The following is a 17,730-nucleotide window of genomic DNA, read 5'->3' as shown; positions in this document are numbered from 1 at the left end:
GTGGCTCGCCCTTCGCAGCGGACCCTGATGTCCGGGCTGCTTGCGGCGCGTGCCGTGCCTTAAGCAGCGGTCGGACGGTCGATTACTTGCAATCACTACCTTCCTCCGCCACCCCCGTGTTGTCGAGGGTTCCTGAGGGGGATAGATTGGTGCACCGTGACCTTGACCGAGCTGGATGCACACCTTGAGACGCTCTTCGGCACCTTGCGCCGCCTTCCCGACGTCGAGGCGGAGAACCTGCAGGCGCATGACGCCACCGACCGGCTCCTCCTTGAGACCGCTGCAGGCTACATCGTTAGTCCGGAGACCCGTGTTGCGGTGGTCGGTGACCGCTACGGAGCCCTGACCCTGGGCGCTTTGGCGGCCCTCGGCGTCGGGCACGTCCGCGTGACCCAAGACCTCTACGTCAGCAGGCTCGCGCTGCAACGGAACGCCGACGCGTCCGGGTTTGCCGGCCGCTTTGATCAGTCCGAGCTGGGCGCCGGGTTGCTCGACGGCGCCGAGCTGGTGATCATGCAACTCCCCAAAGCCCTTGCGGAACTGGAAGAAATCGTCGACGCCGTTGCGCGCTTTGCAGCGCCCGGAGCCGTCCTGCTGGCCGGAGGACGCGTCAAGCACATGACCCTGGGGATGAACGCCGTCCTTGAACGACGCTTCGAATCCGTCCAACCGCAGCTCGCGCAGCGAAAGTCGCGTGTCCTGCTTGCTGCCGGTCCCAAGCGGCCGGACAACCCCGAGCCCTTCCCGGTCTCAGAGCAGAACACCGAGCTGGGGATCATGGTCTGCGCCCACGGGGGTGCGTTTTCAGGCACGAAGCTGGATATCGGCACGCGCTTCCTCTTGGGCTTCCTGGACAGAATCCCCGAAGCCCGCCACGCCGTGGATCTTGGCTGCGGGACCGGGATCCTTGCCTCGATGTACGCCCGGAACCGTCCCAAGGCCCGGGTTACCGCGACGGACCAATCGGCCGCAGCAGTGGCGTCGGCCCGGGAAACCGCGGCGGCCAACGGACTGTCAGCTCGAATCACGGTTGTCCAGGACGATGCCATGTCCACCTTCGAACCTGGCAGCGCCGACCTCATCCTGCTGAACCCGCCGTTCCACCTCGGCGCGAGCGTCCATGCCGGCGCGGCCATGAAGATGTTTGATGCGGCGGCACGCGTCCTGGCTTCCGGCGGCGAACTCTGGACTGTCTACAACAGCCACTTGCAGTATCGTGCGGCGCTTGAAAGGCTGATCGGCCCCACCACCGAAATCGGCCGGAACCCGAAATTCACGGTGACCCGCAGCATTAGGCGTTAAGGGTCAGCGCTCCGACAGCACCTGCTCCACCCCGAAGTGCCCGATTCCAGCCATCCCGGGATTGTCATCTGAGAAACTGACCATCGCTGTCGCGAGGACCACTGCCCAGCCCTTGGCCCGGGCCCACGTAGCAGCATCCACGGCGCGTCCGAAAGCCGCCATGAAACGGTGCCGCGCGCCGTCGTCGAACATCAACCACGCGACGGCCAGATCGACGGCGGGGTCCCCGGCCCCGAGGTCTCCGAAGTCGACGACGGCCGCGAGCCGGCCGTCGGGCCGGAGGAGGACGTTCGCCGGGTGAAGATCTCCATGCAGCCACAGCCCGGGCCCGCCCCACAGCGGGGCCAGGCAAGCCTCGGACCAGATCGTCCCCAACCGCACCGCCTGCGGATAACGGTTGGAATCGTCGAGCCGGTCCATGACCGCGTCAAACCTCGCTGCCAAAGGCACCCCGCGGACGGGATTGACAGGCGAGCCCGGCGCGGCGGGAACATGGATGGCGAGGAGGAACGCGGCAAGGTCCTCGGCCGCCACATTCCGTGACGCTTGGGAGACAAGCACCGCGGATAGTCCCTCCAACCAAGGAGTCACGCTCCAAGGCCATGGATAGGCTGCAGATGGCCGTCCCGAGTGGATGGGGCCGGGGAGGGGCACGGGGGAACGCCTGGCATACCCGGGGAGATATTCCTGTTCATGCAGGATCAACTGCGCTGCTGCCTCCCGGCGGGGCAGGCGGACAGCCCACTCCTTGCCAAGCCGGTAGATGACGTTGTCCCAGCCGTTTGCCACCAGCTCCAATGGAAGGTGGGAGAGCCCCGGCAGTTGCTCCTCGAGTAAACTCCTCACCAACCCCGCGGTGACGTCGAGCTCGGCCTGCGGCATGAGTGCCATATTCGAGGGCCTCCAAAGGCAATATCCGGGTCCGTTACGCCTGGGCAGCGTGTGGGCATACCGGGACAAGCACGCGTGCCGTACGATGCAAATGCAACAGCATTATTCGAATGATTTTAGGGGAATCCGTGACTGAGATCCGCCAGCCGACTCCGAGGCGCGGAACCAATCTGCCCCGCATGGGGGACTTCAACCTGACTGTCATCCTCGACGCGATCAGGCGCTCGTCGGGCGGACTGAGCCGGGTGGAACTCGCCCAAATCGTCGGCCTTTCACCGCAGACTATTTCGAACATCTCCCGCCGCCTCCTGGACCAACAGCTCATTATCGAGGCAGGCAAGGAAGGCAGCGGTCCAGGTAAGCCCCGCACCATCCTGCGCCTGAACCCTTCCGGAATGTACGCGCTTGGCGTCCACCTTGACCCCGCGGTCATCACCACGGTGGTCCTGGACCTGGTGGGCGACGTTGTGAAGCACTCAAGGATTCCCACGCCCACCGGAAGCAGTCCACAGCGCGTCATTGCCGCCATAGCGGAGGAGATCAAGGCGCTGATCGAAGATTCCGGTGTTGATACGGGAAAGATCGCGGGACTTGGCGTCGCGGCCCCGGGACCCATAGATCTTGACGAGGGTACGGTCGTGGATCCGCCCCTCATGACGGGTTGGGACCGGGTGCACTTGAGGGACGCCCTCGCCGAAGCCACCGGACTCGAGACCCTTGTCGACAAGGACGTCACCAGCGCGGCCGTCGCCGAAACCTGGGCCGGCGGGGCCAGCGGCACCGGAAGTTTCATCTTCATGTATATGGGTACCGGCATCGGTTGCGGCATCGTGTTGAACGATGAAGTTGTCCGCGGAACATCCGGCAACGCCGGTGAAATCGGACACATCATTGTCGATCCGGACGGGCCCCCATGCGATTGCGGCCTGCGCGGTTGCGTCAAGTCTTCCTGCATCCCGCAGGTCCTCGTGGCCGAAGCCGAAGAGCAAGGTGTCCTGAACGGTGGCCGCAAAGGCACCGAAGGTCCGGAAGTCCAGGAAGGCTTCGCCCGGCTTTGTGATGCCGCGGATGCGGGTGACGAACGCGCCATCGCGATCATAGACAAGTCAGCGGTGCTGGTTGCCCGGGCGGTTGCGGTGGTGACCAACACCCTCGACGTCGAACGCGTCGTCTTCGGCGGTCCGTTCTGGGGCCGGATGTCCGAACGTTACCTGGATCGCATTCCTCCCCTGCTCGCCGCCAACAGTGCCGCCAACAGCATCCATGGCATCGAGGTTGTGGGGACCGGAGTGGGCGAGGACGTCGGCGCCATCGGGGCGGCCTGCCTGGTGCTGGAACATACGCTTGCGCCGCGCGCCCAGCGGCTCTTGTTGGAAGGCTGAGGCCTTCTCCACGTCCTGCGTCGCAGGGCTGCATTATCAATATCGGCAACAGGCTGGGCCAGCTGAAGTGTGGGGGCTGCAGCCGCTTGAAGATCGGAGCGTCATGCGTCGCCCAGTCCGGATCGGAGCAGCACTGCTCGGCGTCGTAGGCCTTTTGGCCTCGGCCGCCTGTTCCACCCAACCGCAAGCTGTCAGCAAACAAACCATCAAGATCGTCTATCAAAAAACGGACTCCTTCACCGCCCTGGACAAGGTCTTCCAGGACGCGAAGCAGGAATTCGAGGCAGCAAACGCCGGCGTCACTGTGGACCTTGAGCCCATCCAAGCCAACGACGACGACTATGGCACCAAGCTTGCGCTGTCCCAGCGATCCCCGGACACCGCTCCGGACGTCTTTTACGAGGACACCTTCAAGGTCCGATCGGACGTCGACGCCGGATACTTGCTCAAACTCGACTCGCAGCTGGCCGCTTGGGATGAGTGGTCCAAGTTCAACGAGGGTGCCAAAGCCGCGGGACGCGGTGACGATGGAAGTATCTATGCCGTCCCGCTCGGCACCGACACCCGGGCGATCTGGTACAACAAGACAGTCCTCCAAAAGGCCGGCATCCCGTTGCCCTGGCAGCCGAAAACCTGGGATGACATCCTGGCCGCGGCCCGCAAAATGAAGGCCGCGGATCCGAGCGTGATTCCCTTCAGCATGTACGCCGGAAAAGGCACCGGTGAGGGAACAGTCATGCAGAGCTTCTACGAACTGCTTTATGGCACGGGAAGCTCCCTCTATTCGGAAAGCGACAAGAAGTGGGTGGTGGGATCCAAGGGATTCACCGATTCACTCCAGTTCCTGAAGACCCTCTACGACGAGAAGCTTTCCGTGACCCCCGCGGACGCCCTCGATTCGAATGTATGGAAGAAAGTCTTTGGACAGTGGCTGCCGCAAGGCAAAATGGGCGCCACGGTGGAAGGCTCCTACGCGCCGTCGTTCTGGCAGAAGGGCGGTTCCTACGAATGGGCCGGGTATGCCCAGGATATGGGAGTAGCCAAGTTCCCCACCCAGTTCGGGCAGGATCCCGGCGGTGTGAGCATGTCCGGTGGTTGGACGCTCGCCGTTGGTGCGAAGACCAAAAGCCCGGACCTGGCCTTCAAGTTCCTGACCACTGCCGTGAACAAGAAGAACGCCTTGGCCTTCGACGTCAACAATTCCCAGATCGCCGTCCGCACAGATGTTGCGTCGGATCCCGGTTACCAAGCGGCCAACCCTTTCGTGAAGGAAGTTTCCAATCTGGTGGGCGTCACGCACTATCGCCCGGCGACCGCTGACTATCCGAAGATTTCCCTCGCCGTCCAACAGGCGACCGAGGCCGTCATCACTGGCAAACAAAGCCCGGCAGAGGCGGCAGCCGAATACGACGCTTCGGTCAAGAAACTCGTCGGCGACACCAAGGTCATGCAGAAATGACGCATGGCAGTCCCTGATTCCCTCAGCCGCGGTTCCCTGCGACGAAGATCTCCAATCCCAAGGTCTCTGCGTCGCGGGCTCCGCTTGCTGCCGGTGGTGCCGTCAATCCTGCTGCTGGCCCTCTTCATGTTGGCACCTGTGGCGTGGTCCTTCTTCGCCTCCTTCACCAATGCCGCATTGTCAGGCCAGGCGGCCCTGAACCCCCAATGGGTCGGCCTGGACAACTACGCCCGGATGCTGACGGATTCCGTCTTCCCGCTCTCGGCATGGTTGACGGTAGTCTTCGTGGCCGCCTCTGCCATCCTCGGACAGAACGCCCTTGGCCTGGTCATTGCCTTGTTGATGACGAGGTCCGGGGGAGCGACGGCGTCGCTGGTGGGCACGGTGGTGGTCGCCTCGTGGATACTGCCGGAGATCGTCGCGGCCTTCGCGGCCTACGCCTACTTCAGCCAGGACGGCACGCTCAACCAGCTCTTGGGTATGTTCGGTGTCCAGGGCACCAACTGGCTCTATGCCTTTCCGATGGCCGCCATCATCCTGGCAAATGTCTGGCGCGGCACCGCGTTCTCGATGCTGGTCTACAGGGCGGCGCTCTCCCAGGTCCCGCGCGACGTTTCCGAAGCCGCCCTCATGGACGGGGCAACGGGTTGGCAACGTCTGGCCTTCATCACCCTTCCGATCATCCGCGGTAGCATCGCTACCAACCTCATGCTCATCACCCTCCAGACGCTCGCGGTATTCACCCTCATCTGGGTGATGACGGCGGGTGGTCCCTCGAATGCGAGCACCACCTTGCCCGTGCTGGCGTACCAGGAAGCCTTCAAGCTCGGAGACATCGGCTACGGCACCGCGATCGCTTCGGTATTGATCCTGATCGGCATGGTCTTCGGTGCCGTGTACGTCAGGTTGATCCGCGGAGCGAAACCGTGACCTCCCTGCGCCGTGCGCCTTTGCTCGCCGGGAAGCGCCCGACGGCGGTGGCCGGGGGACGGCTCCGGGTCCGCCTGGCTGCCAATGCGGCTTTGGCCGTGATCGGGCTGTGTTTTGTGCTGCCCCTTGCGTGGTTGCTTCTTGCTTCCGTTGATCCGCACGCCGGCTACGAGACGCGGTGGCCGCAATCGGCGTCGCTCGCTAATTTTGCAGCCGTACTGACGCCAGGACTGCTCTTCCAGCCACTCATGAACAGCTTCGTGCTCTCAGCCGGAACCGCCGTCGTGAACCTAGCGGTTGCCGTGCTCGCTGCCTATCCGCTGTCCCGCTACCAATCGCGATTCAACAAGCCGTTCCTGTACGCGATCCTGTTCGGCACCTCGCTCCCGGTCACGGCGATCATGGTGCCGGTCTATGGCCTGTTCGTGCAGCTGCAATTGCTGGACTCGATGCCGGCAACCATCTTCTTCATGGCAACTACCACCTTGCCCATGGCCATTTGGATGACCAAGAACTTCATGGACTCCGTACCGCTCGAGCTGGAAGAAGCCGCCTGGATGGACGGGGCCTCAGGACTGGCCACCCTCCGGAGAATCGTCGTGCCCCTGATGAGGCAAGGGCTGGGCGTGGTGTTCATCTTCGTTTTCATCCAGGCCTGGGGGAACTTCTTCGTACCGTTCATCCTGTTGCTGTCCAGTTCCAAGCAACCGGCCGCGGTGTCCGTCTTCAGCTTCTTTGGCCAGCACGGAGCCATTGCTTACGGAGAACTTGCCGCGTTCTCCATCTTGTATTCGGTCCCGGTGCTTATCCTCTACACCGTGGTTGCCAGGGGCTCCGGCAGCGCGTTTGCGCTTTCCGGCGCGATGAAGGGCTGATCAGCCGACGGCCGGGACTCAGCAGCCGGGACTCAGTCGATGTCCTCCACGATGGTGCCGTACGGGATGGAATCATCCAGATGCGCTTGATGGCCTGTAAGGCCGCGGTTGTAAAGTACGCGCACACCGTGAAGCTTGTCCGCGGCCGATTGCATCAAGATGGGGCGGACGGTTTGGATGAACCGCTCGTCCTTGCCGTCGAGGTATTCCTGATAACTGGCTGGAAGCTGGATCATGGCAAAAGAATAGTCCTGCAGGACCGTCATGGGGAGGGCTCGCGACCCGGTTCTCCCTGACGTACTGTTTTGGGCTTCAACCGTGCCGGACGTCCAAACGAACAATCTTCAGAAATCAGGCGAAACGTAGCGTAAAAGTGCGTCTTAATTCGGTGGGGGATTTGTGGCGCCCGGGGGCTCGATCTAGAGTCGTATTCAAGTTACCGCGGTAACGTGTCAGCGATCCTCCGCCGGATCTGCCTCTTGAAGGCAGGCAGGAGGGTGTGGGTGCCCCCATGTGGGCCTGACATTTGCACACGGACAACTTCATTCCAGGCGTAACAGTCGCGGCTGCGCCCTGCTGGAGTTCGTTGCGTGTATCCCCAAACTCAATTCACCGATTCTGCAGTCCACGGACCTGGTTTTCAAGTCCGTGAACGCAGGCCCGCTGACACACAGCCAAGGACGCAAATGTCACCACCAAGCCTCATCGACACTCATCCGAACTTGACCGGCGCGGCTCCCGTTGCCCTGTCCTACGAACTTTTCCCTCCCCGCTCTCCAGCGGCCGCGGAGTCCCTCTGGACGACCATCGGCGAGCTCGAGGCCACTGACCCCGACTTCGTTTCCGTGACCTACGGCGCCAGCGGATCCAACCGGGACACCGCCGTCGAGCTCATCAACCGACTCCTGCTCGAAACGACCCTGCGGCCATTGGCCCACCTGACCTGCGTCGGAAACACCCCGGAGGAATTGGCCGAGATCATCGGCGAGCTTCTGGACAACGGCGTGCGCGGCATCCTTGCGCTGCGTGGCGACCTCCCCAAGGACAGCGGACAGCCGGTAAACGGTTCGCTGCGCTACGCCCAGGACCTGATCGAACTGATCCGCCGCGTGGAGCAGCGACGTTCGGCCCTCCTGTGCGCTGGCAAGATCGCCGTCGGCGTGGCCGCCTATCCCACCCGCCACCCTGAGTCCCCGAGCGTGGAGCACGACGTCGAGGTGCTGCTCGCGAAGCAGCGCTCGGGCGCCGACTTCGCCATCACGCAGGTCTTCTTCCACACCGAGCAATATGCGGACCTGATCTCCCGTGCCCGACGTGCCGGCGTCACGATCCCGATTATTCCGGGCGTCATGCCGCTGACGAGCCTTCGCCGGCTCAAGCGCCTCGGCGAGCTCACCGGCGTCGAACCGGCACCGGAGCTGATCGACCGCCTTGCCGCGGCGGACAGCGACGCCGAACGGCGCAAGATCGGAGTCCGCGCCACCGTGGACCTGGCCAATGCCGCCCTCCAGGCCGGTGCTCCGGGCATCCACTTGTACACCTTCAACGAGCACGCCTGCGCCCTGGACGTGCTGGACAAGCTTGCCTTGCCCCGGCCGGCCCGGCCTGCCAGCAGGCTCAGCGCGATTGCCCGCCGGCAAGAACTCGTGAGCTGATCAGCCAACGCTGCTACGCAAACCCCTAGACACCTCGATTTGCACCTACTGCCCCAAGGAAATCCCATGACTGAACAAAACAGCACCCAGTTCCCCGCAGCCTCGATTCTCGGCTACCCGCGCATCGGCCGCCGTCGCGAACTCAAGAAGGCCGTCGAAGCCTACTGGGCAGGCAAGATCGACGCCGCCGCCCTTGACGCCGCTGCCAAGGACATCCAGCTGACCACCGCCAAGCGACTCCAGGAGCTCGGCCTCAACGAAGCCGCCGCCGTTCCTGGCACCTTCTCCTTCTACGACCAGGTGCTCGACGCAACGGCTCACTTGGGCGCCGTCCCGGCCCGTTTCGGCCAGCTGCTCAACGCCGAAGGCCAGCTCGACATCGATGGCTACTTCACCTTGGCGCGCGGCAACAAGGAACAGCAGCCGCTGGAAATGACCAAGTGGTTCGACACCAACTACCACTACCTCGTTCCGGAAATCGGCCCGGAGACCGACTTCAAGCTCGCCTCCAACCGCATCGTCGAGGAATTCGAGTTCGCCCTCGCCAACGGCATCGAGACCCGCCCGTACATCGTCGGCCCGGTCACCTACCTGCTGCTTTCCAAGGCTTCGGATGACGCCCCTGCGGGCTTCGCTCCGCTGTCCCGACTCGAGGACATCCTCCCGGTCTACGTCGAACTGCTCGGCAAGCTTGCCGCTGCAGGCGCCAGCTGGATCCAGTTGGACGAGCCCGCCCTCGTTGTCGACCAGGACACCCCGGCCGCGGAAATCCAGGCTGCCACTGCCCGGGCGTACGAAGTGCTCTCGGGTGCCGCAGCGCGCCCGCAGCTCTTCGTCTCCACCCCGTATGGTTCGCTTGACGGCCAGCTCGGCACCCTTGCCGCGACCAACATCGACGCCCTGCACGTCGACGTCTTCAAGGGCGCGGTTCCGTCCGCAGCGGCCCTGGCGGGCCTCGGCAACAAGACCCTGGTTGCCGGCGTCGTCGACGGCCACAACATCTGGCGCAACGACCTCGCCGTCTCGGCCGCCAAGCTGGACGAATTGAAGGCCGCGGCCGGCAAGCTTGCCGTCAGCACCTCCACCTCAACCCAGCACGTTCCGCACGACACTGCCGAGGAGACCCAGCTCTCCGCGCAGCTCCGCAGCTGGCTCGCCTTCGCTGACCAGAAGGCCGTCGAGGTAAAGGTCCTCGCGGACTACCTGGCCAACCCGGCTTCCGCGAAGGCCGCCATCGACGAAGCTTCCGCTGTGATCGCCTCCCGCGCCACCGCCGAAGGCGTCCAGCGCGCCGACGTGCGTGCCCGCACCGCTGCTCTCACCGAGGCCGACTTCAACCGCTCCGAGTACTCAGTCCGCGAAGCCGCCCAGGAAGCAGCGCTGCACCTGCCGCCGCTGCCCACCACCACCATCGGTTCCTTCCCCCAGACCTCGGAAATCCGCTCCGCCCGCGCCCGCAACAACAAGGGTGAGCTCAGCAACGAGCAGTACGAGCAGCTCATGAAGGACGAGATCAAGCGCGTTGTCGAGCTGCAGGAAGAGCTCGGCTACGACGTCCTGGTGCACGGCGAGCCCGAGCGCAACGACATGGTCCAGTACTTCGCCGAGAACCTCGAAGGCTTCGACGTGACGGTTCACGGCTGGGTCCAGTCCTACGGCTCCCGCTGCACCCGTCCGTCCATCCTCTGGGGCGATGTCACCCGCTCGGCTCCCATCACGGTTGCCTGGGCCGAATACGCGCAGTCCCTCACCAGCAAGCCGATGAAGGGCATGCTCACCGGTCCGGTCACCATCCTGGCCTGGTCCTTCGTCCGCGACGACCAGCCGCTGGGCGAGACCGCCAACCAGGTCGGACTGGCGCTGCGTGACGAAATCGCCGATCTCGAAGCTGCCGGCATCAAGGTCATCCAGGTGGACGAGCCTGCCCTGCGCGAACTCCTTCCGCTGCGCAAGGCTGACCACGCCGCCTACCTGAAGTGGTCGGTTGACTCCTTCCGCCTGGCCACCGCCGGTGCCGCCGACGCGACCCAGATCCACACCCACCTCTGCTACTCGGAGTTCGGCGTGATCATTGACGCGATCGACGGCCTCGACGCCGACGTCACGTCCATCGAAGCAGCACGTTCACGCATGGAGGTTGTCCACGACCTCGAGGCGCACCACTTCGGCCGCGGCGTTGGTCCTGGCGTTTACGACATCCACTCGCCGCGTGTTCCGGGCGAGGCAGAAGTCACTGAGCTCCTGTCCACCGCCGTCAAGCATGTTCCGTCCCGCCAGCTCTGGGTCAACCCGGACTGCGGCCTGAAGACCCGTGGATACGCCGAGACCGAGGAGTCCCTGCGCAACCTGGTCAAGGCCACCAGGACGGTCCGCGCCGGACTGCTCGAATCAGCCAAGTAAAACCCCAGAAGTACAAACAGCTGCGGCCGGTCACCTCGAAAGGTGACCGGCCGACGGTGTTTTTTAATCATCGCTTGCTGGGCCCACGCCGGCAGGGTTCCCTGGCCGAACTTGTGAGGCGAGGGGGCCGGTGAGGAGCGTCAGGACTCCCAGAGGATCTCGTCGTCCACCACGCCGTCCTCATCCGCCGCCACGACCAGGAGTTCGTCGGTGAAGTGCGAGCCCAAGGTGAAGTCCAGGACGAAATAGCGCTCCGGCTGGCCGGGGTAGATCGCTACATGACCTAGTTTGAGGGCCCTGAGGAAGACGTCCTTGGTGAGCTGCGTCTTGTCGCGGACGCCGAACACCGCCTCCAGTTGCTCTTCCTTGAGCTGGTTGGAGTGGAAGTGGAGGAACTGCTGGGAGTTGGTGCCGTCCTGGTCCAGCTCCTCGGCGATCATGTCCCGGACCTGGTCCACCAACTCGGGGAGGTAGCCCAGGCGGTAGTCCACCTTGTGGAGTGCCTTCTCGTCGAAGTGGTCATGCGCCGTGACGTTCAGGTCCAGTTCAAGGGGATTTCCGGCGAGCTCGTGCGAAGCCACGTAACAGTGCTCCCGCCCGTGGTTGAGCTCGATCTCCCCAAAATGTTTGCTCGCTACCTTGCTCATGTCTTCAAGATAGTCCCAAACAAGCAGCGTGTTCCAGCATCCTGGAAGATTTCAGGTACGCGGTTTGGCCGTTGACTTTTGAGTCGTTTTGGGCATCGTCGCGGCGCTGCGCGCCCGGACCGTTGCGGTGCTCCCGCGAAGCGTGTCGGCCAGCAATTCCGTGAACAGCTGCACCTGCGCCGTGCGCTTCTCGTTGAGGAGCAGGGCGAACACGTTGCGGGCGAGCCGGATGTCCGGAACATCGAGAACCACGACGCCGGGCGGCCGGTGCCGCAGCGCGAGTTCGGGCACCAGGGCGGCGCCGAGTCCCGCTGCCGTCATCTCGAGGCTGGCGTGGAAGTCATCGCTGTAGGCCACGACGCGCGGGTGCAGATTGCAACTGGCGAACAGGCGCTCGATCACTACAGCGTCGCTGGTGCCCGGATGGTGCATGATCCAAGGCATGTCCGAGAGTTGCGAGGCCTGCATTTCGGCGTCCTCCCGGATGCCCCACGACGCGGGGAGCACCACCCGGAAATCGTCGTCGCCGATCCATTGCCGGTCCAAGGTGTGCGGCCACGCGAGCCCGGACTGGCCCACTTGGTACACCAGTGCGAGGTCCAGTTCGCCGCCGGTGCGCAGCCCCTGGATGGTCTGGGAAGGTTCGGCCACCCATACGCGGAGTTCAATGCCGAGATTCTTCCAGCTCGGGTTCCGGAGGATGTCCGGGAGGATGTAGGTTGCCAGGCTGGGGAAAATGCCCAGCCGAAGTTCCTGGACGGGGGAGTCCGTGCTCCGTGAGGCGGCCGCCAGGAGGGTCTCGACGTCGGTGAGCACCTTGGAGGCATGGCGCACCATGGTGAGGGCGGCTTCGGTGGGAACCACGCTTCGGGCGGAACGGTGGAAGAGTTCGACGCCGGTGTCCCGCTCCAGCGCTGCCATCTGTTGGGAGACGGCTGATGCGGTGTAGCCGAGCCGCGCGGCGGCTGCCGCGAAGGAACCGAGCCGCGTGACTTCAAGCAGTGTCCGCAGGTGGAGAAGGTTGACCATCAGTGATCCTTAGGCTCGGTGCCGGCCGAAAGACCGTGGAAGCCAGCATAGCTGTGTGAATTAGGTCTCCGCTGCCGCCCGGGCGGCGCCACGAAACCTTGTTTGCAGGATGCCGCGACACGCCGGGACCCAAGCGACACGCTGGCGATTAAATGTGGCTAAGTAGTCCACAGGGTGTGGATTACGTCTCCGGATTTGGCGGATTCCCGGACATTTTTACCTCCCTTGCCTGTGGACTACCGGTGCGTAAAATGACATACTTGTAATACATCATCTTGGGGTTCCGCCGAGGCGCTTGCACTACATGTAGTATCGATTTACGGATTGAGCGGGAAACCAGCACAAGACATGAATGCAAGACGTGAATAGGATAGTTTGGCCGCCCAGGCGGCCAGCGGGCCAGTATCGGAGTCGGAATCAGTTCCGGTCGGGGCCTGCCGAACGAAGAGCAAAGACTTCAACAAAGGGGACAGGGACCATGACTGTTACGGTTTACACGAAGCCGGCCTGTGTTCAGTGCAACGCAACGTACCGTGCACTCGACAAAAAGGGCATCGCCTACCAGAGCGTTGACATCTCACAGGATGCCGAGGCCCTTGAGCGCCTGAAGGCCCTTGGATACATGCAGGCCCCCGTCGTGGTGACCGAGCAGGACCACTGGTCAGGATTCCGTCCGGACAAGATCGAAGAGCTGGCACTGGCTGCCGCTTCGGTGGCCTAGTTTTCAAGACTCCGCCACAACAACAAAGTATTCCAATGTAGTCGAGGTGACTCCCATGGCAGCGCTGGCAACAGCTCCTGCTCAAGAAATGGCTGAAGCTGTCAGCACGCGGAGTCACCTCATCTACTTTTCCTCCACATCTGAGAACACCAAGCGCTTCGTCCAGAAGCTCGGCGTCGACGCGGCACGCATCCCGCTCCATGCCAAGGACGCGCCGCTGCTCGCACTGGAACCGTTCGTCCTTGTGTTGCCCACGTATGGCGGCACGAATGGCGAAGGATCGGTGCCCAAGCAAGTCATCAGGTTTCTGAACAACCCGCAGAACAGGGAACTGATCCGCGGCGTCATCGGAGCAGGAAACACCAACTTCGCGGAAAACTACTGCATGGCGGGAGACATCATCGCCACCAAATGCCGGGTTCCGCTTCTTTATCGATTCGAACTCATGGGGACTCCGGAAGATGTTGACCGGGTCAATCAAGGATTGGAAAAGTTTTGGACACGACTGTCGCAGATACAGAAGTAACCAAGGGCGCTATGGACACCGCCAAGGTCAAGAAGCCATTGCCGGAGGCCTACAAGGGCCTTGGCTACCATGAGCTCAACGCCATGTTGAACCTCTATGGTCCGAACGGAGAGATCCAGTTCGAAGCCGACCGCGAGGCCGCGCACCAGTACTTCCTGCAGCACGTGAACAACAACACCGTTTTCTTCCACGACCTGGAAGAGAAGCTGGACTACCTGGTCAAGAACCAGTATTACGAGCGCGAAACCCTAGATCAGTACACGATGAACTTCATTCGTGAACTCTTCAACCGCGCCTATAAGAAGAAGTTCCGCTTCGAGACCTTCCTCGGCGCCTTCAAGTTCTACACCTCGTACACGCTCAAGACGTTCGACGGCAAGCGCTTCCTGGAGCGCTACGAAGACCGCGTCTGCATGGTTGCCCTGCACCTTGCCCGCGGCAACGAAGAACTGGCCAGCCGCCTCGTCGACGAGATTATCGACGGCCGCTTCCAGCCCGCCACGCCCACGTTCCTCAACGCCGGCAAGGCCCAGCGCGGTGAGCTGGTCTCCTGCTTCCTGTTGCGCATCGAAGACAACATGGAATCGATCGCCCGCGGCATCAACTCGGCGCTGCAGCTGTCCAAGCGCGGCGGTGGCGTGGCCCTCTCGCTGACGAACATCCGCGAGCACGGCGCCCCGATCAAGCAGATCGAAAACCAGTCCTCAGGCGTCATCCCGGTCATGAAGCTCCTCGAAGACAGCTTCTCCTACGCCAACCAGCTCGGTGCCCGCCAGGGTGCGGGGGCCGTGTACCTGCACGCCCATCACCCGGACATCTACCGCTTCCTGGACACCAAGCGTGAAAACGCCGACGAGAAGATCCGCATCAAGACGCTGTCCCTCGGCGTCGTGGTCCCGGACATCACGTTCGAGCTGGCGAAGAAGAATGAGGACATGTACCTCTTCTCCCCGTACGACGTCGAACGCGTCTACGGCGTCCCGTTCTCCGATATCTCGGTCACCGAGAAGTACTACGAGATGGTGGACGACTCCCGGATCAAGAAGACCAAGATCAGCGCCCGTGAGTTCTTCCAGACCCTCGCGGAGATCCAGTTCGAGTCCGGCTACCCGTACATCATGTTCGAGGACACCGTGAACCGGGCCAACCCGATCGCCGGCAAGATCACCATGAGCAACCTGTGCTCGGAGATCCTGCAGGTTTCCACGCCGTCCATCTACGCTGAGGACCTCAGCTACGAGACTGTCGGCAAGGACATCTCCTGCAACCTTGGTTCGATGAACATCGCCAAGACCATGGATTCCCCGGACTTCGGCCTGTCGATCGAGACGTCCATCCGTGCCCTCAGTGCGGTGTCGGACATGTCCTACATCAACTCGGTGCCGTCCATCGCGCAGGGCAACGCCCAGAGCCACGCCATCGGCCTTGGCCAGATGAACCTGCACGGCTACCTTGCACGTGAGCACGTCCACTACGGTTCCGAAGAGGGCCTGGACTTCACCAACATCTACTTCTACACGGTGCTGTTCCACGCTCTCCGTGCCTCGAACAAGCTGGCCATCGAGACCGGTCAGCCGTTCGCCGGCTTCGAGAACTCCACGTACGCCAGCGGCGAGTTCTTCAACAAGTACACCGAGCAGGAATGGACCCCGGAGACCGAGCGCGTTAGCGAGCTCTTCGCCGGCATCCACATTCCGACGCAGGACGACTGGCGCGAGCTGAAGGCTTCCGTCATGGAGCACGGCATCTACAACCAGAACCTGCAGGCCGTGCCGCCCACCGGTTCCATCAGCTACATCAACAACTCGACGTCGTCGATCCACCCGGTGGCCGCCAAGATCGAGATCCGCAAGGAAGGCAAGATCGGCCGCGTTTACTACCCGGCTCCCTACCTCGACAACGGCAACCTGGAGTACTACCAGGACGCGTACGAGATCGGCTACGAGAAGATCATCGACACCTACGCTGCCGCCACGCAGCACGTGGACCAGGGCCTGTCCCTGACGCTGTTCTTCAAGGACACTGCCACCACGCGTGACATCAACAAGGCACAGATCTACGCATGGCGCAAGGGCATCAAGACCCTCTACTACATCCGCCTCCGCCAGCTCGCGCTGGAAGGGACCGAGGTTGAGGGCTGCGTTTCCTGCATGCTGTAACCGATAACGGTTGTTTATTTGCGGCAGCCGCCGCGCCTCAAAACTGAAGAGTACGACGCCGGGTGAGCGCCCGGCGTCGTACGCTTACCTTAAGAACACATACGTTAAGGGGACGAAATGACCGAAAAGGTCAAGCTGCTTAGCCACGTCGAAGCGATCAACTGGAACCGCATCCAGGATGACAAGGACGTGGAGGTCTGGAACCGCCTGGTCAACAACTTCTGGCTGCCGGAGAAGGTGCCGCTGTCCAACGACGTCCAGTCCTGGCACACCCTGACGCCGGACGAGCAGCAACTCACCATGCGCGTATTCACGGGCCTGACCCTGCTGGACACCATCCAGGGCACGGTTGGCGCTGTTTCCCTGATCCCGGACGCGATCACCCCGCACGAAGAGGCCGTCTACACGAACATCGCCTTCATGGAGTCTGTGCACGCGAAGTCGTATTCGTCGATTTTCTCGACCCTGTGCTCCACCAAGGAGATCGACGACGCCTTCCGCTGGTCCCTCGAGAACGAGAACCTGCAGAAGAAGGCCCAGATCGTCATGGACTACTACCAGGGCGACGATCCCCTCAAGCGCAAGGTCGCTTCCACGCTGCTGGAATCGTTCCTGTTCTACTCCGGCTTCTACCTTCCGATGTACTGGTCTTCCCGTGCCAAGCTCACGAACACGGCTGACCTCATTCGCTTGATCATCCGCGACGAAGCCGTGCACGGCTACTACATCGGCTACAAGTTCCAGAAGGGCCTGGAAAAGGTCTCCGAGGAGAAGCGCCAGGAAATCAAGGACTACACCTTTGAGCTGCTCTTCGAGCTGTACGAAAACGAAGTCCAGTACACGCACGACCTCTACGACGGTGTGGGCCTGGCCGAGGACGTCAAGAAGTTCCTGCACTACAACGCCAACAAGGCCCTCATGAACCTCGGCTACGAGGCCATGTTCCCGGCCTCCGTCACCGACGTGAACCCTGCCATCCTGTCGGCGCTGTCACCCAATGCTGACGAGAACCACGACTTCTTCTCGGGGTCCGGGTCGTCTTACGTGATTGGGAAGGCTGTCAATACTGAGGATGAGGACTGGGAGTTCTAGTTTTTGTGAGCTGTCACTTCCATTGAAAGAAACGCACCAGCTCCGGGCTAGTTGGCGAATATGTCGCAGTGCGAGACGGCGGGCTCCCTGAGAGAATCACCGTCCATATGGAAGAAACGCGTCGACTATTTGAACGTCTTCCAAGTGTCGGCGGCTTTATGAAGCATTTATTGAACGACCCCGTACGCCGGTCGTGCGGGGTCGTTTGTTCAGTCATCTTCTGGACGGTTGTTGGAGATCTACAACCGAGTGCCATGAAAGTTTGGACGGCCAGGCAAACGCATGGGCACTCTGCAAATCCAACAAGTGAAACGCAGGCTGGAAGACAGTATCGTTCCTCATCTCGACCTTTCCGACCTCAGCGCTAACCTCCGCCCGTTAGTCGCTCCTATTGCGCTAACGGAACCGCCAAAAAGAGATGTGAAAGCCAGGCCGGCTTCGGGCCGCCCGCCATATTGCGCTGGCGCGAGCCGAAGCCGGGTGTATCTGCTTCTGTGGGAGCCGTACTGAGAGTCCTTTGGTGTGGCAAGTTGATGAACGGCTCGGCGATGCCGCGGCGTTCAAAGCTCGCCAAGACCGAGCCGCGAGTAGCGAATGGGGGAGCTTCCACAGCCGGGACCGAGCGACGCTACACGATCGAGGGCCTTTGACCGTTTTTCGGA

Annotated in this window: 15 protein-coding genes; 11 read left to right on the top strand and 4 right to left on the bottom strand. The window is 62.4% G+C overall.

The window, feature by feature from the left end; genetic code table 11:
• Positions 1–162: 162 nt before the first annotated feature.
• Positions 163–1,302: a class I SAM-dependent methyltransferase gene (locus tag AC4CS3_RS14660; protein WP_490784188.1), complete on the top strand. Its 1,140-nt coding sequence runs from the start codon at positions 163–165 to the stop codon at positions 1,300–1,302.
• 3 nt (positions 1,303–1,305) lie between these two features.
• On the opposite strand, the gene AC4CS3_RS14655 is transcribed toward AC4CS3_RS14660, so the two are convergent.
• Positions 1,306–2,193: an aminoglycoside phosphotransferase family protein gene (locus tag AC4CS3_RS14655; RefSeq protein ID WP_490784076.1), complete on the bottom strand. Its 888-nt coding sequence runs from the start codon at positions 2,191–2,193 to the stop codon at positions 1,306–1,308.
• Positions 2,194–2,321: 128 nt separating this feature from the next.
• On the opposite strand from AC4CS3_RS14655, the gene AC4CS3_RS14650 reads away from it, so the two are divergent.
• The 4 genes from AC4CS3_RS14650 (at position 2,322) to AC4CS3_RS14635 (ending at position 6,839) form a co-directional block, all read left to right on the top strand.
• On the top strand, positions 2,322–3,575 hold the full coding sequence (locus tag AC4CS3_RS14650) for an ROK family protein (RefSeq protein WP_490784075.1): 1,254 nt from the start codon (positions 2,322–2,324) through the stop codon (positions 3,573–3,575).
• Between the two features lie 103 nt (positions 3,576–3,678).
• Positions 3,679–5,034, top strand: coding sequence for an extracellular solute-binding protein (locus AC4CS3_RS14645; RefSeq protein WP_490784074.1), 1,356 nt, complete (start codon positions 3,679–3,681; stop codon positions 5,032–5,034).
• Between the two features lie 3 nt (positions 5,035–5,037).
• Complete coding sequence (locus AC4CS3_RS14640; RefSeq protein ID WP_490784073.1) at positions 5,038–5,964, top strand: carbohydrate ABC transporter permease; 927 nt, start codon at positions 5,038–5,040, stop codon at positions 5,962–5,964.
• Between the two features lie 47 nt (positions 5,965–6,011).
• Positions 6,012–6,839 (top strand): carbohydrate ABC transporter permease, encoded by an 828-nt coding sequence (locus AC4CS3_RS14635; protein ID WP_441415280.1) that lies wholly within the window; start codon positions 6,012–6,014, stop codon positions 6,837–6,839.
• Between the two features lie 32 nt (positions 6,840–6,871).
• Here the strand turns inward: AC4CS3_RS14635 and AC4CS3_RS14630 are convergent, their stop codons facing one another.
• Positions 6,872–7,075 carry a hypothetical protein gene (locus AC4CS3_RS14630; RefSeq protein WP_113990700.1) on the bottom strand — a complete coding sequence of 68 codons (204 nt, stop codon included), beginning with the start codon at positions 7,073–7,075 and terminating at the stop codon, positions 6,872–6,874.
• A 450-nt stretch (positions 7,076–7,525) separates the two neighbouring features.
• Here AC4CS3_RS14630 and AC4CS3_RS14625 point away from each other — a divergent pair, with 450 nt between their 5' ends.
• Both AC4CS3_RS14625 and metE read left to right on the top strand, forming a co-directional pair.
• On the top strand, positions 7,526–8,494 hold the full coding sequence (locus AC4CS3_RS14625) for a methylenetetrahydrofolate reductase (RefSeq protein ID WP_345452188.1): 969 nt from the start codon (positions 7,526–7,528) through the stop codon (positions 8,492–8,494).
• A 66-nt stretch (positions 8,495–8,560) separates the two neighbouring features.
• Positions 8,561–10,894 carry a 5-methyltetrahydropteroyltriglutamate--homocysteine S-methyltransferase gene (metE, locus tag AC4CS3_RS14620; RefSeq protein ID WP_490784072.1) on the top strand — a complete coding sequence of 778 codons (2,334 nt, stop codon included), beginning with the start codon at positions 8,561–8,563 and terminating at the stop codon, positions 10,892–10,894.
• A gap of 140 nt (positions 10,895–11,034) precedes the next feature.
• Here the strand turns inward: metE and AC4CS3_RS14615 are convergent, their stop codons facing one another.
• Entirely contained in the window at positions 11,035–11,541 is a 507-nt protein-coding gene (locus AC4CS3_RS14615) for a DUF2004 domain-containing protein (RefSeq protein ID WP_236811282.1), read from the bottom strand.
• Positions 11,542–11,592: 51 nt separating this feature from the next.
• Positions 11,593–12,570, bottom strand: a complete 978-nt coding sequence (locus AC4CS3_RS14610; RefSeq protein WP_490784071.1) for a LysR family transcriptional regulator — start codon at positions 12,568–12,570, stop codon at positions 11,593–11,595.
• A gap of 478 nt (positions 12,571–13,048) precedes the next feature.
• Between AC4CS3_RS14610 and nrdH the strand changes: the two genes are divergently transcribed.
• From nrdH to nrdF, 4 genes are all read left to right on the top strand, one after another.
• Positions 13,049–13,291, top strand: coding sequence for a glutaredoxin-like protein NrdH (nrdH, locus tag AC4CS3_RS14605; RefSeq protein WP_028267421.1), 243 nt, complete (start codon positions 13,049–13,051; stop codon positions 13,289–13,291).
• 55 nt (positions 13,292–13,346) lie between these two features.
• Positions 13,347–13,817: a class Ib ribonucleoside-diphosphate reductase assembly flavoprotein NrdI gene (gene nrdI / locus AC4CS3_RS14600; RefSeq protein WP_441415258.1), complete on the top strand. Its 471-nt coding sequence runs from the start codon at positions 13,347–13,349 to the stop codon at positions 13,815–13,817.
• A gap of 11 nt (positions 13,818–13,828) precedes the next feature.
• Positions 13,829–15,976 (top strand): class 1b ribonucleoside-diphosphate reductase subunit alpha, encoded by a 2,148-nt coding sequence (nrdE, locus tag AC4CS3_RS14595; RefSeq protein WP_490784187.1) that lies wholly within the window; start codon positions 13,829–13,831, stop codon positions 15,974–15,976.
• 117 nt (positions 15,977–16,093) lie between these two features.
• A complete protein-coding gene (nrdF, locus tag AC4CS3_RS14590) occupies positions 16,094–17,068 on the top strand; it encodes a class 1b ribonucleoside-diphosphate reductase subunit beta (protein WP_059389329.1) in 975 nt (324 codons plus the stop codon).
• Positions 17,069–17,730 lie beyond the last annotated feature (662 nt).

This window comes from Arthrobacter sp. SE2 (assembly GCF_058244265.1).
This window is presented reverse-complemented; position numbering and strand designations above follow the sequence as displayed.